General features: G+C 66.7%; 26 protein-coding genes. 2 read left to right on the top strand and 24 right to left on the bottom strand.

Annotated elements, in window-relative coordinates; translation table 11 throughout:
• Position 1: 1 nt before the first annotated feature.
• The 14 genes from UAA55_RS12025 to UAA55_RS11960 all read right to left on the bottom strand — a co-directional run bounded on the left by UAA55_RS12025 (position 2) and on the right by UAA55_RS11960 (position 16,175).
• On the bottom strand, positions 2-445 hold the full coding sequence (locus UAA55_RS12025) for a hypothetical protein (RefSeq protein ID WP_322952998.1): 444 nt from the start codon (positions 443-445) through the stop codon (positions 2-4).
• Complete coding sequence (locus UAA55_RS12020; protein ID WP_322952997.1) at positions 442-900, bottom strand: 3TM-type holin; 459 nt, start codon at positions 898-900, stop codon at positions 442-444. The genes UAA55_RS12025 and UAA55_RS12020 overlap by 4 nt, the downstream gene beginning before the upstream one ends.
• A 59-nt stretch (positions 901-959) precedes the next feature.
• Positions 960-1,238 (bottom strand): hypothetical protein, encoded by a 279-nt coding sequence (locus UAA55_RS12015; protein WP_322952996.1) that lies wholly within the window; start codon positions 1,236-1,238, stop codon positions 960-962.
• Between the two features lie 108 nt (positions 1,239-1,346).
• Positions 1,347-1,796 (bottom strand): structural protein, encoded by a 450-nt coding sequence (locus UAA55_RS12010; protein WP_322952995.1) that lies wholly within the window; start codon positions 1,794-1,796, stop codon positions 1,347-1,349.
• A gap of 4 nt (positions 1,797-1,800) precedes the next feature.
• A complete protein-coding gene (locus UAA55_RS12005; RefSeq protein ID WP_322952994.1) occupies positions 1,801-2,013 on the bottom strand; it encodes a hypothetical protein in 213 nt (70 codons plus the stop codon).
• Positions 2,010-2,393: a hypothetical protein gene (locus tag UAA55_RS12000; protein ID WP_322952993.1), complete on the bottom strand. Its 384-nt coding sequence runs from the start codon at positions 2,391-2,393 to the stop codon at positions 2,010-2,012. Before UAA55_RS12000 ends, UAA55_RS12005 begins: the two co-directional genes overlap by 4 nt.
• Before the next feature lie 138 nt (positions 2,394-2,531).
• Positions 2,532-3,320, bottom strand: a complete 789-nt coding sequence (locus UAA55_RS11995) for a hypothetical protein (protein WP_322952991.1) — start codon at positions 3,318-3,320, stop codon at positions 2,532-2,534.
• Between the two features lie 11 nt (positions 3,321-3,331).
• Positions 3,332-6,265 carry a hypothetical protein gene (locus tag UAA55_RS11990; RefSeq protein WP_322952990.1) on the bottom strand — a complete coding sequence of 978 codons (2,934 nt, stop codon included), beginning with the start codon at positions 6,263-6,265 and terminating at the stop codon, positions 3,332-3,334.
• Positions 6,265-7,140, bottom strand: a complete 876-nt coding sequence (locus tag UAA55_RS11985; protein WP_322952988.1) for a hypothetical protein — start codon at positions 7,138-7,140, stop codon at positions 6,265-6,267. The genes UAA55_RS11990 and UAA55_RS11985 overlap by 1 nt, the downstream gene beginning before the upstream one ends.
• Positions 7,141-7,144: 4 nt before the next feature.
• Complete coding sequence (locus UAA55_RS11980) at positions 7,145-8,659, bottom strand: hypothetical protein (RefSeq protein WP_322952986.1); 1,515 nt, start codon at positions 8,657-8,659, stop codon at positions 7,145-7,147.
• Between the two features lie 3 nt (positions 8,660-8,662).
• Positions 8,663-11,632: a hypothetical protein gene (locus UAA55_RS11975; protein ID WP_322952984.1), complete on the bottom strand. Its 2,970-nt coding sequence runs from the start codon at positions 11,630-11,632 to the stop codon at positions 8,663-8,665.
• 5 nt (positions 11,633-11,637) lie between these two features.
• Positions 11,638-14,961, bottom strand: coding sequence for a hypothetical protein (locus tag UAA55_RS11970; RefSeq protein WP_322952983.1), 3,324 nt, complete (start codon positions 14,959-14,961; stop codon positions 11,638-11,640).
• Complete coding sequence (locus UAA55_RS11965; RefSeq protein WP_322952982.1) at positions 14,946-15,509, bottom strand: hypothetical protein; 564 nt, start codon at positions 15,507-15,509, stop codon at positions 14,946-14,948. Before UAA55_RS11965 ends, UAA55_RS11970 begins: the two co-directional genes overlap by 16 nt.
• Before the next feature lie 3 nt (positions 15,510-15,512).
• Positions 15,513-16,175, bottom strand: a complete 663-nt coding sequence (locus tag UAA55_RS11960; protein ID WP_322952980.1) for a DUF6441 family protein — start codon at positions 16,173-16,175, stop codon at positions 15,513-15,515.
• 98 nt (positions 16,176-16,273) lie between these two features.
• On the opposite strand from UAA55_RS11960, the gene UAA55_RS11955 reads away from it, so the two are divergent.
• Entirely contained in the window at positions 16,274-16,654 is a 381-nt protein-coding gene (locus UAA55_RS11955; RefSeq protein WP_322952978.1) for a hypothetical protein, read from the top strand.
• 168 nt (positions 16,655-16,822) lie between these two features.
• On the opposite strand, the gene UAA55_RS11950 is transcribed toward UAA55_RS11955, so the two are convergent.
• Both UAA55_RS11950 and UAA55_RS11945 read right to left on the bottom strand, forming a co-directional pair.
• Positions 16,823-17,455: a BRO-N domain-containing protein gene (locus UAA55_RS11950; RefSeq protein WP_322952977.1), complete on the bottom strand. Its 633-nt coding sequence runs from the start codon at positions 17,453-17,455 to the stop codon at positions 16,823-16,825.
• A gap of 14 nt (positions 17,456-17,469) precedes the next feature.
• Complete coding sequence (locus UAA55_RS11945) at positions 17,470-17,919, bottom strand: hypothetical protein (protein ID WP_322952975.1); 450 nt, start codon at positions 17,917-17,919, stop codon at positions 17,470-17,472.
• A 111-nt stretch (positions 17,920-18,030) separates the two neighbouring features.
• On the opposite strand from UAA55_RS11945, the gene UAA55_RS11940 reads away from it, so the two are divergent.
• Positions 18,031-18,384: a helix-turn-helix domain-containing protein gene (locus UAA55_RS11940; protein WP_322952974.1), complete on the top strand. Its 354-nt coding sequence runs from the start codon at positions 18,031-18,033 to the stop codon at positions 18,382-18,384.
• 5 nt (positions 18,385-18,389) lie between these two features.
• Here the strand turns inward: UAA55_RS11940 and UAA55_RS11935 are convergent, their stop codons facing one another.
• From UAA55_RS11935 to UAA55_RS11900, 8 genes are all read right to left on the bottom strand, one after another.
• Positions 18,390-18,575: a hypothetical protein gene (locus tag UAA55_RS11935; protein WP_322952972.1), complete on the bottom strand. Its 186-nt coding sequence runs from the start codon at positions 18,573-18,575 to the stop codon at positions 18,390-18,392.
• Between the two features lie 80 nt (positions 18,576-18,655).
• Positions 18,656-19,417: a hypothetical protein gene (locus UAA55_RS11930; protein ID WP_322952970.1), complete on the bottom strand. Its 762-nt coding sequence runs from the start codon at positions 19,415-19,417 to the stop codon at positions 18,656-18,658.
• Positions 19,418-19,517: 100 nt separating this feature from the next.
• Positions 19,518-20,669, bottom strand: coding sequence for a phage tail tube protein (locus UAA55_RS11925; protein ID WP_322952969.1), 1,152 nt, complete (start codon positions 20,667-20,669; stop codon positions 19,518-19,520).
• Between the two features lie 3 nt (positions 20,670-20,672).
• Positions 20,673-20,870 (bottom strand): hypothetical protein, encoded by a 198-nt coding sequence (locus UAA55_RS11920; protein ID WP_322952968.1) that lies wholly within the window; start codon positions 20,868-20,870, stop codon positions 20,673-20,675.
• Between the two features lie 33 nt (positions 20,871-20,903).
• On the bottom strand, positions 20,904-21,362 hold the full coding sequence (locus tag UAA55_RS11915) for a hypothetical protein (RefSeq protein WP_322952967.1): 459 nt from the start codon (positions 21,360-21,362) through the stop codon (positions 20,904-20,906).
• The gene (locus UAA55_RS11910; protein WP_322952965.1) at positions 21,359-21,664 is read right to left on the bottom strand and encodes a head-tail joining protein; all 306 of its coding nucleotides are present in this window, start codon (positions 21,662-21,664) and stop codon (positions 21,359-21,361) included. Before UAA55_RS11910 ends, UAA55_RS11915 begins: the two co-directional genes overlap by 4 nt.
• Entirely contained in the window at positions 21,661-22,065 is a 405-nt protein-coding gene (locus UAA55_RS11905) for a hypothetical protein (protein WP_322952964.1), read from the bottom strand. Before UAA55_RS11905 ends, UAA55_RS11910 begins: the two co-directional genes overlap by 4 nt.
• Positions 22,066-22,136: 71 nt before the next feature.
• On the bottom strand, positions 22,137-23,156 hold the full coding sequence (locus UAA55_RS11900; RefSeq protein WP_322952963.1) for a major capsid protein: 1,020 nt from the start codon (positions 23,154-23,156) through the stop codon (positions 22,137-22,139).
• Between the last annotated feature and the right edge of the window lie 62 nt (positions 23,157-23,218).

Here is a 23,218-nt window from a genome sequence, read left to right as displayed (position 1 = left end):
CTCAGCCCTCCACCGGGGTGGCATCCAGGGCCAGGGCGCCGGACGCGTCGCCCATCAGGGCGGCGGAGGCCTTGCCAAAGGCGTCCTGCGCCGCCGTCAGGGTGGCCAGGGCGTCGGCCTTGCCTTCCTCAGCCGCCGTCAGGGCCAGGCGAGCCTGCGCCGCGGCGCTACGGGCGTCGCGGAATTCCTCCGTCGCGGCGCGCAGCTGCGCCGCCAGGTCGCCCAAGGTGGGGGTGACGGGGGCGTCCACGCCGCCGGCCGGCGGCAAGGGGGCGGGACCAGCGACGGGCGCGGGGGATGCCGGCACGGCCGGCGGGGTGGGATCGATCATGGTCTTTCCTTTCGAGAGATGGTTGTGGAGGGCGATGAGGCCGCTGGCCATCCAGGGCAGGATGCCGATGGCGGCGGTGATAAGGGCGCGGGGCCCGGTGATGGCGTCGGTCATTTGGTGTTCGCGACGCCCTTGAGCTTTTCGAAGGTGCGCAGGCCGCTCATGCCCAGCATGCTGGCCAGCAACCCCAGAAGGTCAGTGATGCCCAGGTCCGGGAAGGGCGGCGGGGCCGCCATGTGGTTCGCCGCCAGCAGGGTGTAGGACTGGTAGACCCACACCCATGTCATGACGATGGCCTTGGGCCAGTAGCACAGGGCCAGGGCCACGACGCAGACCCACCCGGCACCAGGCCGCCACCCCGCCACGAACACGGAACCGGACTGCGCCTCCGCCTTGTTCACATCCAGCTGTGCCAGGTCCAGCTGTTGCGCCCTGTCCATCGCCTCCTTATAGGCGGCGGCTTCGGCCTGGGCTTTGGCCGTGGGGTCCGGAATGAAATCGAGAAGCTTGTTCACCACGGGCGCGATTACCCCCGTGGCGGGCGACAGTAGGTCTTGCAGGATGCCCATGGTGTCCACCCCATGAAAAAGGGCCGCCCGGTGGAGCGGCCCGTTGCGCGATCCAGTCCTTAGGACGGCCGGATTTCGTCGATCACGATGACGGAACCGTCATGGACATAATCACGATGGCTTTCCGCCACCTGGCCCGGTTCTAGGACAAATTCCCGCACGATGGAGGCGACGATTTCCTCCACCGTGCGGCCACAGGTGATCGCCAAGCTGGCGGCGTGTTCCTCCGCCGCCTTGGCGATCGCGGCGTTCAGCACGTCTTGAGGCAACTGGATGACGCGAACGCGGAATGGATTGTGGTTGGGCTTTTTCGACAGGATGGTGACTTCGGTGGTCATGGCGGAAACTCCACAAGGGTTATGGCGGCCAACCCGCCGCCAGGGATGCTCACGGCATGAAAAAGGGCGCCCAAGGCGCCCCGGATTGCTGTCAGGTAGTGTGCTGGCCTACGCCGCCAGGTAGAGCCGGCGGGCCGTCTGGTAGGTGACGTCCGGGTACCAGTCTCCGCCCCGGTCGGCGGGCGCAGGGCCGTTTTCCTGCGATGTCATGGCCCGGACGATGGACAGCAGCGTGTCCGCGTCGCTCATGTCCAGGCCGTCGTCCGCCCCCACCTTCATGCAGCGGGCGACGTGGGCGATGTAGGCCCCCGTGTCGTTCTCGTTGTCGGGCGCCCACCGGCTGATGACCTTGGACACGGTGTCCAGGCCATACTTGGCGCCGTAGTTCCGGATGATCTTCATCGCGGCGCGCAGCCCGAATTCCGGCGCCCTGAAGACGACGAAGGCCGCATCGTTCTGATCCGCCGCCTGCCCGTTCCACACGGTGGGGGACTTGCGGATGTTGCAGGGGTTGTTGTTGCGGATGCCCCGGGGGACCTTCTGCGGGATGGCGTTCACGGTTTCACCTCTCGTGGTGGGGTTGGGATAGGACGCGCCCCAGGGCCGCGTAGGCCTCGCAGGCGCCGGAGACGGTCAGGATCAGCAGGGGCTTGCCGCCGGCCCACAGCTCCACCCGGTCGGCATCGATCAGGCGGACCCATTCCAGGCTGCACAGCGTGCCCTCCACCACGCGGCGGATGCCGGCGGCGTCGGTGGTGGTGTGGGTGACGGTCATGCCGAACGCCGCCCTATGGGGTTGGCGACGACCGCATGGTGCAGTTCATCGATGCGGGTGTGGACACGGTCCAAGTTGGCGCTTTGGCGATCCTGTTTCGCCGCGATGGCATCCATGTCCTTGGTCAGGTCGGTGAGCCGCGCGGCGATCACCTTGATTTCCGCCAGGGCGTCCGCGACGGCCTGGCGACCCTGCTTATCGTTGGCGATGTCTCGTTCCGCGCGATCCATGCGCGCGACCAGCACGGCAAGGCCGCTGGCCAGCACCGCCACCTTGGCGGACGGCGTGCCCTCGGCCTCGTCGTCGTCCGGCGGCCGGCGGCGGCCCGCCTTGCGGTGGGCCAGGGCAGACACCGCCACGGCCAGCGTGGACACCAGCATGCTGACCACCGGGCCAGCACCCCCTACGCCCTCCATCTCCATTCAGTCCCCCATCTTTCGCCCCACGGGGCAGGCATGAAAAAGCCCGCCGGAGGGCGGGCGGTTGTCGCGAACGGCGTTCGTACCCCGCTTTTTTGGTCAGGCGGCCGGCGGCATGCCGGTCAGGATCCAGGCCATGCGGTCGGCTGTGATCAACCCCCGGTCCACCCAATCCTGCAGCTGCCCGGCGGTGCGGGCGCTGTCCAGGTCCACGTATTGGGTACCCGCCCCAATCAGCAGGTTGCCCAGAGCCGGGCCGCCGGCCGTGGGGTGGGCATCCTCCACGATGGCCGCCCACTCCGCCGGGGTCAGCAGCCGCACCACCAGGTCGCTGGCGGACATGCGGCGCGGGTATTTCACCGCCATGATAGCCCGCCAGGTCACCGCCTCATCCGCCGTCAGAGGGCGCACGGTCCAGGACGTGCCATTCCAATCCGCCGTTTCCGTGCCGAGGGCGAATGCCGGCGGGTCCGGCGGGTCGAACGCGAAGGCGCCGATGGGCGCGTCGAACTCATCCACGGGCAAGGTGCCGGCACGCGTGGACACCAGGTTCAGCAGATCGGCATCGGCGCCGGCCACCAGGGCGGAGGCGTCCACCCATGCGGCATGGGCGGGGTTGGGGGCCGCCTCATCATCCGGCCCCGCCGCAAGGGTGTCCGGCGGGCAGGGTGAGGCGATCAGCGCCACAGCCGCCTCATAGGCGTCCGCCGCCGCCACCAGGGACCGCGCCGCGGCGTTCACGGCCAAATGGCGGGCGATGGGGGCGCATTCCTCTTCCACGAGGGTCAGGGGGGCGGCGACGCAGCGGGGCCAGCCGTCGATGATCCCCCACCGGTGCAAGTACCGGCCGTTGGGGTACAGGTCGCGCATGTCGGTTGAGCGCAGCATGGGCAGCCTCCTTAAGCGTAGCGGGTGTAGCCGGCGCGGGTGGTGGTGGCGGCACAGCCCCAGCGGATGCGCTTGCCCGTCACCCCGATGCCCTGTAGGCAGATGTTGTTGAGGCCGTCCGCCACCCCCGTCACATCCATGGTGGTGGTATTTTCCACGTCGGTGGCGATGTGCTGGACATTCGCCACGGTCACACTGCCGTTGGGCAGGCGGCTGTAGCGCACGCGGATTTGATAGCCGGCGGTTTCCGTGGGTGCCGCGCTGTCCTCCACCGCCACCACGTCGAACGTCACCTGGCCCTGGTCGTATTCCGATACCGGGATCCTGGCCAGGATGGTGGGCGTGTTGTCGTTGGTGGGCGCCTCCGGGAACACGATGTGGTTGGGGTCGACGGGGCGCACCTTGTCACGGTTGTCCAGGATGGCGTCCCGCAGGACCAGCGCGGGTAGGCTGGCCACCACCTGGGCACTGGTGCCGACGGCGAAGGCGCCGGCCGCCGCCGCCACCTGTTGATGGTTGTCGCTCGTGCTGCCCGCCAGGGCCGCCTGATAGGCGGCGCGGACCAGGCCGCTGAACACCGCCGTCCCATCACCCTTGCTGAAATAGTACTGGCGGGTGTCGGGGTCCCAGGCCATGGCCTGGACGGATGACAGTGCGCCCCCCAGGGTGACCTTGGCGCCGCCTTGCATCATTTGCCGTTCGTCCCGGTACATGATGGCGATCTGTTCGGGCGAAATCTCGGTGGCGGACATGCGGGGCAACGTCAGGGCGCCGCTGGCGGGGCTGGTGCCCTGCGCCGTGACGCCGATGTACAGCGACGCGCTGGCGTTGTTGATGCTGCCCAGGCCGCTGATGTTGGCGACCGCGACGCGGACACCATCCTGCCACAGCTCCAAGGTGTTGTTGGCGCGCCGAACCCAGGCGAGCTGGGCCCAGACATTGGCCAGCAGGGCGCGGGAGGAACTGGCGCTGAAGGTGAGGGTGCCGTCTGACAACACCACATACGGTTGGCCCGCCGTATTGGCGCCCACGACGACGCGCGCGCTTTGGGCGGTGCTGTCCCGGCTGATCCAGACCTGTGTGTTGCCGATAACGCTGGGGCATACCCAGATCACGCCGCTGGTGGCGCCCGCGCCGTATTCGTCCGCCGATGTCCAGGGACGCGTCAGGTAGTTGCTGACACTGAACCCGGACCAGGCCGCCAGTTCCGCATTCTGCGGACTGGTGGCCACCAGCTGGCGGGTCAGGATGCCCTTGACCTGCAGGGCCACCGCCTTGGTCGACCGATCCGGTTCGGCCAATTGCACGGAGCAATTCTTGTACCCGATGGTGTGGCCGGAACCGTTATCCGCGACCAGGTTGATATAGGTAGTCGCCCCCTTGGCGGTGAACTGCAACCGGATAGCCCCGGTTGTCGTGCCCGTCAGGACCTGGCCCAGATCGTTGTTGTTGATGGATGATCCGGCGCTGACGACGGCCACCGTCGACGTGCCACCCACCGCGTCCACCGTCACCAGGTAGGTTTGGCCCGCCACCGTGGCGATGGTCTGATAGGCCAAGCCGTTGGTCGCCGTCGTGTTGGTGATGGTCAGGGTGTTGCTGGACGCCGCCAGCGTGGCGCCCTGATACGCCGTCCAGCCGGCGGTGGACGTGAACGTACCATTGGTCACCAGCTCCCCACTGGCGGTGATGCTGCCCGTGGCCGTGGTGGACAGGGCGAGGCGGCAGTCTCCCGGCATCCAGCCAGTATTGAACGCCCCACCGCCGGCGTAGGCGTTCCCACCGGCCGTGATCATGGCTTGCAGGCCGGCGGCCGGGTTCACCGCGTCCTCGATGAAGCGCCAGACACCAGCGGCGTTGCGCACCGCGCCGGGGATCACACCGGTCATGCCGCTGCTGTCGGGGCGGGACATAGCGCCCGCGGAACCGGATGTCCCGGACCCATACAGGTACTGGAACCATGCCGCGCGGGAGGCGGAAGCGTAGGGGACGGGACCGATATCAATGACGTTGCTGTTGCTCGCCAGGATCGCCGCTATCCGCTCACCTTCCAGCACCGCGATACCGACATAGCCGCCGGTCGCCGCGATATTGACCGTGCCGGCGGGATGGATGGCGGAAAACCCGTTGGTGTGGGCCACGATGACGCTGTGCTTGGCGCGCCCGGTGGCATCCAAGGCCGCGCCGGGCTGCACCGTGATCGCCAGGTCCGTGCATTGGGATGAGCCGATGGCCGGGCCGATGACGGTGCTGCCCCCGGCACCCGTGTTGCGGTCGATCACGCGATAGCGATCCGGCCGGAAGGTGCCGCCCACATGGGCGTACCAGCAGGCGTCAGCCACGAAATCCCAGACATACAGGTCGCCGTCCGTGCCTGTGTTGCTGGTCCGGTACAAAATCCCGTCGCGCATGATGACGCGATTGACGGCGCCATATCCCCGCAGGGACAGGCCCAAGGTGAACACCATCCACATGGCGGGCGCGGCCTGGTCACAGTCATAGATGACCAGGGTCCCGCTGGTGTAGACGACGATCAGCGACAGGTTGGGGAAGTCGCGCCGCGCCCCGCGTGTGCCGCTGGCGACCTCGCTCACCCAACTTTGCCAGGTGCAAGTTTTCGCCCAGGCGCCGCCGTCGCGGTCACGCGACCGGTCATAGACGAACATGCATAGGATGGCGCCGTCCGCGACCTTGCCGGCATAGGCCCCCAGGTTGGACAAGCCGCTGACGGCCACAGCCGCCTGCGCGGATGCCAGGGCCTGTGCGGCATATCCCTGGACGATGGCCACCAGGGCGTTGACCGACTGCATCACCAGGCTGGGGCTGCTGTTGCCGATCTCGATCAGCACGTCGGAAAAGAACTGGTCCCACAGGGCGGCGTATTGGTAGCCATCCGCGCCGCTGAACATGGCGGCGGTATAGGTGCGGCCGTTGAAAACGGACATCAGATCAACTCCCGGAATGTTGGGGACCAGGTCCAGCGCTTGAAGCTGGTATTGGCGACGCCATCGCCAGGCATGCTGGACAGCGCGCAATAGAACATCTGACGGGCAAGCACCCACGGCGGGGCATCCGGGTCCATGACCACGAACACCTCTTGTCCAATGCCCCGCATCATGAAGTCGTGATAGACCCCCATCGCGTCCCCCTGGGTCTGGAACTGCATCGGCAGCGTCAGCTCGCGATAGCGGGGGCGGACGTCGACCTGGCGGGCACTGGCCCGGGTGGTGCGGTCCTGCGACGGGTCGATAATCCGGATGCTGTTGCCGTAGGCGAAATTGACGGCGGGGCGGTTGGCGGCACCAAACATGACGCGTCCCGCCTGCCAGTAGCCGGCGGGGTTGGTGGGGTCCGCGATATCCACCCACAGATAGCGGCCAAACACCGGCGTATCGAACAGCAGGAACGTGATGGGCATGGTGGGATAGGCGGTCTTGTCCACCCCATCCCAGGGGAAGGCGCCCCAGGGCAAAGACCCCCAGGGAACGGTGGGTAGCCAGAACTTGGCCGGGGTGGGCGTGAGGACGGGGGACGACAGGTCCACGTTGTTGCTCATCCCCACCTGGTAGGTGGCCGCAGTCGTGGCATTATGGTTGACGATGGCAAGGCATGTGACGGCCTTCAACGCCCCCAGGTCCCATTTCAGGCGGGCATAGGCGCCCGCCGCCCCCATGCCGGTGAAGCGGGCGACCTCCGTCGGGTCCTGCGTCAGCAGATTTTGCACCGACAGGCCACCCGTCTCCACGGAGGCCGCCGTGCCGGCGCTGGTCAGGGTTCCGACCCGGGATTGGTCGTTCAGCAGCAGGACAGCGTTGCCCACGGGATCAGCCCCTTACCGTCAGTTTCATGGTTTCGTCGTTGCCGCCGCCGTCCACCGTTATGACGGTGAGGTTGTGGCCGGCGGACAGCATGTAGCGCGGGCTGGTGAGGCGGACGGTGCAGCCCACGTCCAGCCCCTGCGTCAGGGGCACGGTGACGATGAAGGGCATGGCGGCGTTGCCGTAGACGATAGACCTGCGGTCGCGCTCCGCCTCCGCATCCGCCTTGTTGACGAAATGCGTCTGCACATCGGCGTCGTAATACAGCAGGCAGGCGGCGGCGACGGACGCGTTGGTTTTGGGGTCGGTCCACAGCATGTCCGCCAACAGCCGGGGCTGGTCCGCCGCCGGGGTCGCCGCCGCGATAAGGGTGGCCGTGGTCAGGCGGGTGTAGTGATGCTCATAGCTCAGCCGGATGTTGCGCAGGCGCCGCGCCGCGGGCTGGGGCGTCAGCTCGACAATCTGCCGCTCGGTGAAGCTGTAATCCGCCACCATCTTGGGTGGGTCATACCGCCCCAACTGCATCAGGTTGTTCAGGCCGAAGCCCCAGAACGCCCCCACCGTGTCCGCAAGCTCATCAATGATGGCGCGCACCGTGACCTGGCTGCCGCCATCCGCCCAATACTCCAGGGGGGCCGGTTGCAAGGCGTTGAAGGCGGCAAAGCTGGCCAGGTCCAGGTCCGCCGTGGTGAGGCCGGCGGAGGTGGTCAGGAGGAACTTCACCAGGTCGGCAAAGCTGCTGATCCAGGTGCCGCCGGGGGCGACGCCCTGGCAGGACAAGGTGAAGTCGCTGGACGTGGCCACGCGCAGGCGGACCAGCCCCGCCGCCTTACACGTCGCATAGTCGAACCCAGTCAGGTCCGCCGCGATCAGGGCGGCATAAGTCGCGTAATCGCCCTTGCTGGACGGCAGCGGCTTGCCGCCATCGCGCAGGTCGAAGACGGAGGAATAGCCGTCCGCGTCGATCAGGTAGACCAGGTTGGCGGCATCCACCAGGATGGGCGTGAACTGCGGCGGCTGGCCCAGGCACCGGGGCTTGTACCGCCCCTTCATCTCCGCCGTGCCCTCCGCCCCGCCCGTGCCGGCGAACGTGTGGGGCAGGGCGGAGACGTCGAACAGGGCGGATCGGTCCAGCGTCTGGATCTGGCAGTCATTGCCCACCACCACCTGGTCAATGACCCCGGCGCGCAACTGCGCGAAGTCCGCCAGGGTCGGCTTGGCCTTGGTGGTCCACAGCAGGCGATAGGGGCGGCCTTCCCAGCTGTAGGCCGCCAGGCCGTCCAGCTGCCCATTGTCATTGGCCAGGGTGATGGTGCCGCTGGCGGGGGTGGAATAGCCGCCTATGGACGTGCCGGTGCCCAGGCTGCGGCTTTCCGCCAGAGGAATGTCCAGGAAACGGCGATAGTACGTGTTCGCGGGCGCATCCCCCGGTTCGGTCACAAAGCCCGTATCGCTGAAATACAGCGTGCGGGTGCCACCGATGGCTGGGTCATAGGGCTGGACCTCCAACAGGTAGGGCATGGCTTATCTCCGCCCGATGGTGACCATGCCGCCCACGCCGGCGGGGCTGCGAACGGCGTTCGCGACGGCCCGAACCTCCCCCGCCACGGCGGACAGGGCGCGGCTGTTGTCGTCATTGCCCTGTCCGGTTTGATCAACCAGCCGTTCCAGGGCCGCGACCACCCGATCAAGGCGAGCCTCGATCCCGGCCGTACCGCCACCGGTGGCGCCGAGGTTGGAGGCGGTGGGCATCACGCCGTTGGGCCAGACCTTGGTTCCCGTAGGCATCCACGCAATTTCCGGCCCACGCTCACCCACGATGGCCCACCCGCCGGGGTGGTAGTCGGTGCCGCCGGCATAGGCGTATGTACCGCCCATCGTCTGCGCCGTGCTGGCGGTGTTGTAGGTGATCTTGAGCGACCACCTGTTCAGGTCATCCAGGACGGCCCGGGTGAGGTTGTAGATGTTCAGTCTATCGACGTTGCCGCGATAGACTTGGGTGATCATGTCGCCGAGCGTGTTGCCGTTGGAACTGCTGCCGCTCAGATCGCTGACGTTGTCGGACACGGTGCCGGTGGACGCGTTGATCAGTTCCAGCTTGCTGATTTGGCCGTCGTTGTTGCTGTCCAGCTTCCTCCAGATGGAGTTCAGCACATCGTTGGTGGCAACGCCGGACAGCACGCCGTTGAACGTGTCCCGCGTCAGCAGGCCGCTGGTGTTCGCCGTCAGGGTGTTGAACCACCCGGACAACTGCCCCGCGATGGCCTGCGCGGAGGGCGGGGCGGTGCCGTTGACGCTGGCCACGATGGCGGCACGGGCCGCCTCCACCGCGCTCACCAAGTTGTCGCCGTTGGTGTCCAACGTCTTGAACCAGGCTGTCAGCGTGGCGTCGCTGGCCTTGCCCGACAACACCGTCTTGAAGGTGGCCTCGGTAAGGGTGCCGTTGGTGGCGCTGGTCAGGGTCGTGAAATAGGGCGCCAGCTGCTGCGCCACCTGGGCACCGGTCGGCGTGGCGACGCCCTGCAGGCCCGCCAGCAGGGCGATGCGCGTCTGTTCCACCTGGCTGATTGTGCCGTCGCCGTTCACGTCGATGGCGGCGTAGATGCTGGCCAGGTCGCCGCCACCCGGCAGGTTCAGCAGCCGGCCGATGGCCAGAAGCTGGCTGGTGTTCGCCGTGCCCCAGGTCTGGAATTCAGCCCAGGTGATCTGGCTGTCGCTGTTCGCGTCCGCCGCCGCCAGGTAGACGGCGGCTTGGTTGGTGTTGGCCGCGATCTGCCCCAGCAGGGCCAGGCTTTGGTCGTTATAGCTCTTGGTCGCGGGCAGAGCGGACAGTTGGGCCAGAACCGCATTGATGGTGGCCGTGGTGTCGGTGCCCGACCCCATCGTCTTGATTATGTCCTGGATGTAGGTATCCGCGTATTGGGTGATGTTGCCCAGGGCTGTGCTGTTGCCGGCCTGGGCAAGGCCCAATTGCGTCTGATAGGCCGTCTTTGCATTGCTCAGCTGGTCCGTGGGCGACAGGTAGCTGGCGACGCCGCCCGACTTCGTCTTGTCGATATAGGCCTGGATGTTGGCGCCCGCGCTATACAGCTGCGACGCGGCCTGGCTGGCGGCGGAGGCGCTGGACTTGTAGGCGTTGGTGACGACGCCGAGCGCGGATGTGTAGTCCGACGCGCTGATCTTGCCCCGGGTCAACAGGTCGGTCATCGCGTTGAACGCGTCGCTGAACGTGCCGGTGGCATCGGCGCCCGTGGACGCCGCGGCGTTCAGGGCGTCAATATCGCCCGCCACGGCGGTGATGATGGCGTCCAGCCCGCTGGAACCCGACAGCGCCGCCGTCAGGGCCTGGACACCCGTGGGCGTGATGCCCAGGGCATCGAGGTAGGTGGATTTGCCCTGCGCCAGGGCCTGCGCCTTGGCGGCCGCCGCCGTGGTGTCCGTGGCATCGGCCACGGCCGCGCTGTAGGCCTGAACCTGGCCCGTCAGCTCCGGCACCAGGGTGATCAGCTTGGCCACTTGATCAGCCGACAGGCCGGCACTGGTCACCACGTTCTGGAACAGGCGCGCGAACGTCTTGTTGACCTGGTCAATGGCGTCCTGACCACCGCCCTCCGCCTGGACGTCGGTGAGGTACTGCGCCCGTTGCGCGATCAGTTGCTTTTCGGCATAGGCCGCCTGTTCCGCCGCATCGCCTGCCTGCAGGTACATCCCCGCCAGGTCATTCAGCGTGCCGGACAGCAACTGCGCCTTGGCGTTCTTCGCCGCCGCCGTCACGTCATCGATGCTGATCCCGAATTCCGCCAGGTAGGGCAGGGCGCCCTGGACGGCGCCGTCGATCTTGGCGACGGCCTGCTGCGCCGCGTCCAGCGTAGCCGGAGCGGGAGTGATGCCCAGAATGGATTTCAGCCGGTCGCTGGTTGCCTTGTTCGCCGCGTCGGTATCCAGCCCCAGGGACTTGGTCGTCTCCCGGAAATCCTCCAGCGACTGGATGGTGCTGACGATGGTGGTCTGCGCCTGGACCTGGACGTCATCCGCCGCCGCCAGGCCCTTGGAGTATGAGGCCAGCGTGTCGCGGAAGCTCTTGGCGAAGGCGATATCGCTGTTCAGCTCATCGCTGGTGGTCGCCTTGGTGTTCTCCAGGGCCTTCTTGACGTCATCGGACAGGGTGCCGGTGTGATCGTCCTGCAAGAGGCGCTTGGCGAAGTCGGCAATGGCGGCGTCGCCATCGTCGAACACCTTCTTAACGCCGTCGACGAAGACGTTGATCTTACCGCCGATGGTTTCGATGTAGTTGCCGTTCAGGAACCCGCTGTTCTGGGTCAGCACCAGTTGCGACAGGCCCGCCGTCTGGGCCGCGCTGTTGATCGCGGTCACGGCCGTCTTGGCGTACTGTGTCGCCTGCGACTTGTCGGCGCCGTTGTCCACGCCAACGGGACCCACGCCCACCACCTGGCCCGCGCCCAGGTTGGCCTGTGTGATGCCAATCTGGCCCACGGGACCTACGCTTTTGCCGGGGCCGAAGATGCTGCCCAGGATGGAGCCGGGGATACCCCCAGGAAGGCGCCGAAGATGCTGCTGTTACGCTGCTGAATGTCCGATTGACCGAACAGGTTGCCCAGCAAGCCGGCAACGGCGGCGGACGCACCCGCGATGCCCAGCGTTCCCGCCCAATTGATGGACCCCAGGCCGGACAGCCAGCCCCCAGACTGCGCGGCGGAACCGGCGGCGGCCCCCGTTCCGTTGCTGGACGAACCACCGATGTCCAGGTACTTCAACAGGCCGGTGCCGGTGTTGATGGCGAGCGGGTTATCGTTCGCGGCGCTCCCGCTGGACGTGCCGGAACCGGCGCCGCCTTGGGTATTCCCCGTGAGCTTGGTCAGATCGCTGAGCGTGGGCAGCTTATTGTCGCCCGACAGCCAGTTCTTGAGCGGGTTCAAGGCCGCCAGCTTCAAGCCGGCCGTCTCGATCTCCGCCACAAGGCCATGGAACACGTCTTTCCATGAGGCCGTGGCATCCGACGCGGTCACCACCTTCTGGACGATGGCGTCGAAGGTGCTGTTGCCCAAGTCGCTGAACGTCTGATAGGCGGCGGTCAGGCGCTCTTGCTCCACCGTCAGGGCCGCCGTCTGGCCGGCGGCGTCGATCAAAGCCCGCGCCGTCGCGTTCGCGGCCCCGGTTTCTTTGTCGAACAGGACCGGCTGCTGTTCGCGGAGCTGTTGCTCCTCCTTCATACGGGCCAGGAGAACGGCGCGGGCAGCGCTGTCCATGCCGAGAGTGGCGATTTCAGTCTGGAGATACGCGTTGTTGTCGTTGGCGGAGCGCAGGGCCGCATTGGCGGCGGCCGTCTCCCTATCCAACTCCTGCTGCTGTAGGGATGCCTCGATTTTCTTGCGGCGCAGATCAATGTCCTGCGCCGTCAGGGGCATGCCGGCGGCGAGGGCGTCATTCCTCGCCTTTTCGACCATAGTTTCCGCCTGGATGGCGATGGTCAAATCCGTCACGGCACGGGCGCCGAGAGCGGACGCCCCCGCCAAGGCGGTCTGCTGCGCGGTCGATACCTGCAACTGCGCCATCTGCTGCGCCAGGGCAACATAACTTTCCCCGGCCGCCAGCTTCAGGCGCCGCTGGACCTCAGCCTCCTGATTTTCCGCGATGATCTTATTGGTCAGGGCCTCTTTGGCGACCTGCAACACCGTCGCCTCTTTCAGGCCGGCGGCGGTGGAGATGTCATAAGCCTGGGCGACAGCAAGGTTGCCGCTCAGCGTCAGCTTCTGAACCTGGTAATTGTCGTCATAGGCGGTACGCAGTTGCGCCACCACCCCCGCGGCGGCGATATCGCCCGCCGCCTTGGCGGCCGTGGCGGTGCGCCCCTTGTCCAGGGCTTCCTTTTCGGCGGTGATGCGCGCTATCGCGGCCTGCCGTTCGTTGGCATTGGCCGCCAGGGCCTGGGCATTCCGGGTGTAGTCCTCGGTCAGGCCCTGGAGATAGTCGCGATCCTCCTTCGTCAGATCGCCGTAGCTGTTGCCCAGATAGCTGGCGGTGTTGCCGTTGGCGGCAGGGGACAGGGGCGTCCAGGTGATGGTGGGGCCACCGGTGTTTTGGCGTCCCGCGTAGGCCTCCAACGCCCCCGTGACGCCGTCGACCATCTGGCTGAACAGCTTATCGGTGGAGACGCCGAAGATGCTGGGGCCGCCATTCGCGGCGTCCACCAGCAAGGCCTTTGAGGCATTGGCCGCCTTGGCGCCCGGGTCATTGGCCGCCCACTTCGCAATGTCGGTGAAGCTGTTCGCCACGGACCGCGCGGCCTTTTGCGCCCAATCCGTCTTGGCGATGTGGTCGACCATCTCATCCCAGGCGCGGGCCACATCGTGGAAAGCGTCCCCCAGGTCGGATTTGATGCTCTTGGCGGCCCCGCCGTACTGCCGTTGCAGGGCGGCAACCGCCGTCTGGATAACCTGCAGGCGCTGATTATGCTGGTCCATCACCAGCACGGACGCGTACTCATCCGGCGTCAGGAACTTCAGCTCCTGGTCCAGGGCGCGCACTCCGGCGGCGCCACCGGCCAGGCCTTCCGCCAGTTTCGTCGCCCAGCCGGCGATGTCCCCGCCCTTGGCCGCCGCGACATCGCCGGCCAAGGCCGCCTCTTGCTGGATCAGCGCGGCGGAACTGTTGTTGTTCCGCACCGCCACGATGGCGGACAGGGCGGAGTTGGCGTCGGTGCGCGAGATATGATCCTGGTCCGCAACGGCAAAGCCGATGTTGCGCAGCTGGTCCGCCGTCACCCCCGCCAGCGGGTTCAGGGTCTTCAGTTCAACCGCGAAGGCGCGCGTCTCGCTGTTCATGGAGGCGATGCGCGACCCGACGACGGCGGCGGCGGCACCGATGGCCAGCAAGGGACCGGCGACCAGCGCGGCCGTCGCCGCGACATTGGCGAAGGCCGGCGCGGTCTGCAGCGCCTGGGTCAGCGCGACCTGACCAAGGGGCAGGCCGGCACCCACGGACTGGAAGAAGTTGATGAAGCCGGATTGCAGGATCTGAACCTGCGTTTTGGAGAAGGCGGCACCATCCCCCAGGCGCCGCAACATGGCCGCCTGTTCCTCATCCGTGATCAGGCCATTGGCGTGGGCAGCGGTAAGCGTCTTGCGCGCCTCGGCAAGGCGCAGTTCCGCCGCATAAACGGGATCGATGCTGGCCTTAAGCGCGCTGAAATCCGCCGCTTCCTTTGCCTGGGCGGCGGCCAGGTCGCGCGCGGCCTTGATGGCGGGATCATACGCTTGGGCCACGCCCACCAGGATACGACTGCGGTTTTCCTCACTGGCCCCCACGGCGTCCAGAACCGCCTTGGCCTTGGCCATTTCATCGTCAAAGCGGGCCTGCGCCGCATAGGCGGGGTCAATGGACCGCTGCAACAGGTCATAATTCCGGGCCGCCGCCGCCTGCGCTTGCGCGGCAGCCGCAGCAGCAGCGGCAGAAGCGGCGGCTTCCTTGGCCTGCGCCGCCGCCAGGTCATTCGCCGCCTTGATCGCAGGGTCATAGGCCTGCGTCACGGCCGCCAGCACGCGGGCGCGGTCCGCTTCGCTAGCCCCCACGGCGTCCAAAACAGCCTTGGCCTTGGCCATTTCATCATCAAAGCGGGCCTGCGCCGCATAGGCGGGGTCAATGGACCGCTGCAGCAGGTCATAGTTCCGTGCCGCTTGCGCTTGCGCTTGGGCAGCAGCAGCAGCGGCGGCGGCGGATGCAGCGGCTTCCTTGGCCTGCGCCGCCGCCAGGTCATTCGCCGCCTTGATCGCAGGGTCATAGGCCTGCGTCACGGCCGCCAGCACGCGGGCGCGGTCGCTTCGCTAGCCCCCACGGCGTCCAGCACAGCCTTGGCGCGGGCCACCTCATCCGTGAAACGGGCTTGGGCGGCATAGGCCGGATCGATAGCGCGTTGCAGGGCATCGAAATCGCGCGCGGCCTGCGCTTGCGCCGCGGCGGCGGCGGCCTGCGCGGCGGCGGCCTCACGGGCTGCAGCGCCACCAACCCCGAACTTGGCCGCTACCTGGTCTTCCAACTCGGCACGGCGGGTGAGGCCGATCAAGCCTTGCTGGTTGGCTGCCTGGATCACATCCAGGGCGTCGGACATCTGACGGGCCTTGGCCACGGCGGGGTCAAGCGCACCCTCCAAGCGCGACAGGCTTTCCGACAGGGCGTCGGCCTTGGCGCGCTGTACCTTGGCGGGCAGCGTATCCAGCGCCGCTCCGGCCTTGCCGACGCTATCGACGAAGGCACCCCCCATCTTGGTGGCGCTTGCCGCCGTGCTGTCGATTTCCTGGCGTAGCTGGTCGAACCCCTCACCCTGATAGCGGAAGGTGTAGGTGGTACCGGCCACGGATCAGCCCCCCATCGCGTTGGCGATCAACGCAGGCAGTTGGGCGCCCCACGCCTGGTGCGCGCTGTCCAGGGCCAGCTTGCGCGGCATGTGCACGGCAGGGACCAGGATGAACATCACGGCGGAGGTAAGGCCCCGCCCGCTCTTCAGGCGCCGTGCGCCGGCATTGTTCAGGCGCCGTTTCCCGGCCGTCAGGTTGTCCATCACCAGCAGGCCGACGCGCCCGGACCTTCCCAGGGCGCTGACACCGGGCACGAAGCGCAAGCGCCGCCCGTAGAAGGCCTCGACATCCTTGGGCCGCATGCGCTTGCGGGGAACCGCGTCCGTGGGGATGGCCAGGAAGAAGCCGTTGGGCGACCGGATGGTCAGGCCCTCATTCAGGGCCTTGATCAGCCCCAGAACGCCGCCGTCCTGGGTCCCCTTCTTCGCCGCGATATAGACATAGCCCGCCGCGCGCGCGCTGGGGCCGGAGGGATAGACCTTGCTGCGAACGGCGTTCGCGACCCGGTCGGACAGCCCCGCCGCGCGGACCTGACGGCGCACTTCCTGTTTCATGCCGTCCGTCGCGGCCGCCACGCCGGCACGCACGGCGCGCCGCAGCTGGCGCTTGGCGTCCTCCATCGGCGCGGAGAAGGGATGGTCGGCGCGGGCCATTATGCGGACCATGGATCTTCCAACAAAAAAGGCCGCCGGAGGGCGACCTTGGTTGACGTGCTACGCGCGAAGATTGTTAACTTGCGAATTTCATCAATTGGAGGGGAATTATGATCAAACAGGCTTTCTTTGCAGCCACAGCTTTCACCATTTTTTCTACGCAAGCAGTGGCTGCCCCACCTACCGAGGTTTGTCAGAAATTCATGAGCGTTATTGACGGAAAAATGAGACTTGCCGCTTATGTTGCAGCATCTGCTGCCGGAGATAACAGTACCGCGCGCGCCACGACGGCCTACACGCTCGCCCAGAACCATATAACGGTTGCGCAAATTAATCTTACGGCAGCGCTTTCTTTGGGATGTCCAGCGCCGACCCGACCGATTACCGATGCAGCCTACCAAACGCAGGCCCTCAACTGCCATATCGCGATCATGCAAGGCGAGAAGAACCCCGCCGCATGCCGGATAGACACATGGCAGCCGGACCAATGAGCACTCGCTCATGCTGAACGAAGCCGAGCCGCAATCTCTTCTCCCGTCAGAGCAAAGCCCGACAGCAGAAGAGTAAGGATAGCGCCTTGCTGTTCATCCGTGCCGGCACACATGTGGCGGGCCTGGAAGGGGGCGATCTTACCGTCTTCCAGCGCCCGTTTCGCCGGCTCAATCAAACGTTCCAACATGCGCAGGTCGTACTGAACCGGACCGTGCGGTCACGCCCGTGGCCGACGCAATGGCGTCAGGCGACAGCCCCTGGGCTGCCAGGTGTCTATAGTGATGCGCGCGTCCGAGGGCGGCGGGGCCGGGCTGGGGTGGCAGGGAGACGGGTAGGCGCACCTCCGGCAAACCCAAGTCCCGCCAAAACTGTTGCGCCGCCTGAGGGCCGAAGGTGCAGCGCACCTCGCGTACCGCCAGCAGCTTGCGGTAGTCGGCATCGGTCAGGATGACGCGCGGCGGCTCGCGGGGCGCCTCCATCTCATACCGGCCGGTGCGGCGCAGGGCGGGAAGGACTTCGGCCGTCACCCATTTCTTGAAGCGCTTCGCCGCCGGCTTGCGGCTGGTGAGGATGAGGCTGTAGAGGCCGCTTTCATTAATGATAGTCGCGGCCTGGACACCACCAAGGGTGTCGGCATTACCGACACCCTTTTCATCTGCATCCAAGCGACCCGCCGCATCCCGAGGGTTCCCGATTTCGAGCACGCCGCAGACCTCATTGAGATACCACCACGGTGCCCCATTTCGGTCCAGTACACGAACGTTGGCACCCTCGAAGGTGAAGGGGATTACAGTGCTCATTATCGTTTCCATGGTTAAGCCGCGCGCGGGACGCCACCGAACAAGCGTTCGACGTCCGCCTGAACCAGCGCCAGCAGCTTGTCATTGATGTCATCGGAGAGCCCGGCCATGCATGGCTTCAGCGGATCGTGCATGGATTGGCCCAGTTGGGTGTGGACCATGAGGTACGCTTTGACGGCCCACGCCGCCGCCGTGGTGGCCGGCAGACGGAAGATGGCAAACAAGATTTCATCCGCCTCTTCCATCCAGGCGGTGAATTGACGGTTGTCTTCCTCGGTTTCGGCGGGCGCACGCTCTGTCCGGACTTGCAGGGCCTGCCAGCGGGATAGCAGGGACCACACTTGCGCATCGGCCGGTTCCGCAGCTACGACCGGAACGGCAACGGACGAAGCCGCAATAAGTCCAACGGCCGCCACCGATATGGCAGAACGCCGGTTCATTGAAATTGCAGGGAATGCGGCCATTTTGCAGCCTCTCGATTGCGTTTTAGTGCCAGATGTGGCACTTTTCCGCTCACAGATAAGCGGAAACGGACCAGTGCCGTCAAGCGCTTTCAGTTCAATAATGGGTGGAAAGTGATCACATCTGACCAGATACGCGCCGCTCGCGCCCTCATCCGCTGGTCTGCCGAAGACCTTGCGGCGCGCAGCGGCGTGGGACTTTCCACGATACGAAGGATGGAAACGGCTGAGGGAATACCCTCCGCGTCCGGAAAAAACCTTGCTGCGGTACAAAAGGCCCTGGAAGCTGCCGGCGTCCTCTTCATTCAAGAAAACGGCGAAGGACCTGGGGTGCGGTTGCGGAAAAACCTGACCCTGGACATGTTCGCCGGCTCCGGAAACGCCGCTCCGGAGTTCCAGAGGATAACAGCACGAGACGACGGGCTGGTGATCGTCACCAACCCGCCGTACCCGTCGCGCAAGAAGTGAAGCGATCACTCGCCACCCCCCAGTATTTCCGCCGCCGCCGCATCCATCACGTCGAACGCGTCCAGCATGACGGCCGCCTGTTCGGCCGCACCCCCGCGCTCCGGCAGATGCCCAATGACGGGGATGAGGCCGGCCGCCATGCCGGTGATACGCCCCGGCTGGGGGCGGGCCGCCTGCCACAGGCTCAGCATGGCGTAATCGTCCGGGGTAAGCAGCCGCTTGGGATTGCGCGCGTAGACATCCCCCAGGACATCCCAGCCATCGTCGCCCGCTACTTCTTCGAGGCCGTCTGCGAAGCCGCCGGGTCGGAGGCGGACGTAGACGGCGATGCGGAGTTTTTTTCCGCGTCCGGCCCCAGGTTGATCAGCGACAGGGCCTTCCAGCCGATGATGGCCACCTCATCATCGGTCAACACCTCCATCGTCGCCGGGGTGCACTGGTCATTGCGCCGGGCGAACAGCTCCGGCCGGGACCAGCCCACCAGCATGGCCTGGACGGTGTAATAGGGCGCCACCGTCAGGTAGTGGGATCGGGCGCCCATGGCGGCGGCGTATTCCCCGCCCATGCGGTTGACGATGGACAGGACGCGGCGCCACTCCGGCGCGTCCTCATCATCGTCGGGCAGGTCGAATTTCCCACCCGCCTTCACGCGGTCGACCAGCTCCACCAGCTCATCCAGGCTGTCCGGTTCCAGCGCCCGCAGGTCCGCCAGGACAGCCGCGAACAGGTCCGCATCCATCGGGTAGACCAGGCCGGCGGATCGCAGGTCGCGCGCCCACGCCGCCCGCTGGGGCAGGTTGGGCACGCGCAGGCGGTAGGTGGGCCGGGCGGGGTTGGGCGTGCCGTCATCCAGCATCAGGGGCGTGTCGGCCATGGCGGCGCGGGCGTCATCCAACGCCTTGCGCATCTCTTCCAGCCGGGTTTCCGGCATCTTGCCTTCCGTCTGCGCCCGGGTCAGGGCCTTGTCCAGGTTGATGACCTTTTCGGCCATGGGATCGAAGGTGTAGGGGGTACGCGATGCCACGGGGAGCATGTGGGGTCCTCTTTGGGTCGGGAGTTCGGGAGCGTCGGGAGGAAGTGGGGTGGCGCCGCTCCCGACAGCGCCACCCCCGCCCGCGCGGGCGTCTCGGGGTTCAGTAGAAGCAGAGGATGTGGGACGCGCTGTCCAAGCCGTTGGGGGCGAACGGTACGGTCACGGCGACCACGCCGGACTGGTCCGTGGGCGTCTCGTTCAGGAACTGCGCCTGGGGGACCGTCAGGGCCACACGGTTGCCCGGCGTCGCGCCCATGCGGGCGTGCAACGGCCATAGCGTCTGGTTGCGGAAGGCCTGGTACAGGTTCCGCGTCGCCGTCAGCACTTCCTGGGGGTCGATCTGGCCACGCTGCTTTCGGCCGGTGATGATGGCGGGGTCGAAGCCCTCCAGCCCGTTGGGGTTGGGGGGAACGACGACGTTGTTGCCCAGGTCCAGCGTCAGCTGGGTCACCGCCGCCGCCACGCTGTTCAACGTGTGGGCGCCGGCACGCCACACCGGCGGCCGGGTGGTGTTCAGCGTGGGGTTGGCCGGCACCGCCGCGTCCGTCTTGGCGATGCAGAAACCGGTGAACTTGAACTTGAGCTTGGCCGGCTTGCCCGCGTTCCATTCCATGCTGACGGCGGCGGCAACCCCCACCATCTGGTAATAAATGCCGTCGCGATAGATGCCGTGCGACATGGTCGGGATGGCGCCCGACCCTGGGTAGTAGGCGACATTGGCCGGCAAGGCCGCCGTGGTGGTGTTGTCCAGGACGGGGTTGAACGTGTCCGTCAGGCTGGCGACCTTGCCGACGGTGTAATCCCAGATGAAGGTGGTTGCGCCGGCGGCCGGGTTGGTGGCCAACGTCAGCGGCATGCCGCGATACAGCTGTGCCGTGGCGGCGAAGCCGGTACCCAGGGTCAGGGTCTTGGCCGTGCCGGCGGATGCGGCGGCGGCGGCGATGGGGGCGGCGGTGATGACCTCGGTATAGCCGGCCGCCTTCAGGAAGGGGCCGCAGTCCGGCGGGGTGCCGGCGGCGCCGCTGCCCTTCAGGTAAACGTCAACGGACCATTCCGCATACATGCCCGGGACGATGGGCGCCTGGGGGTCCAGGCTGCCCGTGCCTTCGTTCGTCTCGATCAGCTGAACGTTGGGGGTGGGGCCGGTCAGGCTTTCGCCCAGCAGGGCATTGGCCCCGGTCGGGCTGGCCCACATTCCGGACGTGGTTTCCACCACGCCACAGAGCAGGAAATTGCGAGTACGCAACGGCATGGCCTATTCCTCCAGGTGATCGGCCTGGACATCCACGGCCGGGGTTGCGGGTTGGGCTGACAGCGGCAGCTGCGGCGCGTCGTCGGGCGGCGGAGCGGGGATGACGACGACGCCATTGGCGTCGGTCACGCTCCCGTCCGGGTTGTGGTAGTAGGTCGCGGCATCCAGGCGCGGGGGCGCCGCCGCTGGCGTGGTGTCCATCGGTTGTTCCTCTCGGGTCAGGTCAGGCATGGGTCAGGGGGCCAGGGCCGTGGGGTCGCCCGGCTTGGTCCAGAATTCGACGTCGATTTCCACCAGGACGCCGACGATATAGGGGACATCCTCGGTACCCGCGTCGTCGGGACCCCCGGCGCGGACGGTGCTGTTCACCGCCAGGCCACCAAGGGTCCAATCCGTCTCGATCAGGCCGCGGACACCCTCGGCAAGGGCGATGGCGGCCCTATCCGCCGTTTCGTCGTCATCACCGACGACCAGCCCTTCGACGTGGAAGACCTGGCGGTTCACGACGTGGGCGGATGAGGCCTGCTCACTCTCGAAATCGCCCCGGTTGACGCGATAGGCGGGAAACCGCGCCGCATCGATGCCGTTGCGGCGCCCACGGAAGACGGCAGCCGTGCCATCGCCCACCGGAACGGTGGCGAGGCCGGCGCACAAGGCCTGCGTGATGCGCTCCAAGACGGTCGGGTCGGTCATTTCACGGCCACCACCCACATCAGCGGATCATCATCGGGTCGCGACGCCTTGGTGACGCGGTAGGCGACGCCGGAGACCTCCAACTGGTCCCCTTCGGCGATAACGGGCACCTCCGCCACGCGGATTTCATAGGTCTTGCCCCCCGCGATGACGCGGGCACTGCCGATGGTCAGTTCCCGGTCGGGGGTATGCGGAATGGGGCGGCATGGGACGCGAACGCCGTTCGCGCCGATGACGAAGGCGTTGTCGACGCCGAAGGTTTCCGCCACCGGTGCCAACAGCGCCGCGTCCCAGTCGATCATTCCGAGGCACCCGCGCGGGCGGAAAGGAAGGCCGCCACATCTTCCGGCAGGTCAGACAGCTCAACCTGCCAGCCCAGGAAGGCCGACAGCGCGGCGACGGGGTCGCCGGACATGCGCGTCAGCGCCGCCTTGACCATCTCACGCCGTGTCGCCACGTCGGCAGGGCCGGACGTGAAAGCGGTGGGGTAGGCCGCCAGGCCGCGCCTGACCAGGTCCGCCGCCTCGGCACGCGGCAGGGACGCACTGGAGCCGGCCGGCACCGTAATTCGGTTGGCCGGCGTGCCCAGGCGCAGCGTGGCGATGGCCTTGACGGTCACTTCATCGGAGGCAGCGGCGACGGCAGGCGCAGCGACCGTTTCGGGGGGCGCCACGTCGGGGGCGGCGTCGGGGGTTTTGGCCATGAAGGGCACTCCTTAAAGCCGAAGGGCACCACCAAGCGGGGCGCCCTTCCGGTTGAGACAAGACGGTTCGGTCAGAAAACGGTGGCGCAGCCCACGGCGTTGACGCGGTAGGGCACCGTCAGCGGCGCGGACTGCGTCAGCAGCCAGCGAACCGCCGGGTCCTTTTCCAGCCAGCTCTTGGGCGCGAATTTCAGCTCCGGGTAGCCCAGTTCCTCATCCTGGATGGCACCGAACTGCTGAACACCTTCCAGCTGGTCACTGCCGAAGATGACGGTGCCATCGGGCAGGATGGGCTTTTCGATGCCGTCGACGGGATCGATGTACCAATCGTTGTACAGGTACAGCTCGATGTTCCCCCAGTTGCCCATGTACTGGCCGCCGGTCTTCGGCTGAGGCCCGACCTCGATGGAAGTCTGGCCCGCGCGGGGGAAGAAGATGGCATCCTTGATGTTCTGGTCCGCCTTGAACAACTTCCAGGGGCCGGGGGTGAAGACCAGCTTCGTGACCACGGCACCGGACAGCTTCAAGGGCAGCAGTATCCATTCCTCCAGATCCTCGGTGGGATACACCCCCGCCTGGCCCCAGCGGTTGGCGCCGGTCAAGGCGATTGACAGGGAGGGGTCGCGCTGGAAGTCCACCAGGGTGGTGGGAAAGCCCTCACCCTGGACCAGAACCTTGCCGTCCAGCAGGGCGTCGGCCGCCATCACTTCCAGGCCACGCGTCAGCATGTCCAACTGGTCCTGCATCGCCAGGGCCAGGTTGGCCTTGGAGCGATCCGCCGGCTTCAGGTCGCCGCCGATGCGCTCCCCGCGCGTCCGCTTCAGGTTGGCACTGGGGTCGAAGCGACGCTTGTCCTTGATGTACGCCGGCTTGAACGTGTCGGTGTAGAAACCGTTGTTGTCCACCACCTTGCCCTGGACCAAGGGGCTGCAGAACGGGGCGATGCGACGCTTGCTCTTGACGACGTCAAAGCTGATGAACTCGGTGGGCGACGTCGCCTCAGAGGGGAAGAACATGTCCAACAGGAAGTTGGACGGGGTGATCAGGCTCTGAACCACACGGATCAGCACCTGGGTAGCGTAAATGTCCATGATGTCTACCTTGCTGTTGCCTACCCAGGCGGGTGGCGCGGTTGAGGATGGCCCGGTTGCGG

Origin of the sequence: Nitrospirillum guanabarense (assembly GCF_034653355.1) — a bacterium.
Classification (GTDB): Bacteria; Pseudomonadota; Alphaproteobacteria; order Azospirillales; family Azospirillaceae; genus Nitrospirillum.
This window is presented reverse-complemented; position numbering and strand designations above follow the sequence as displayed.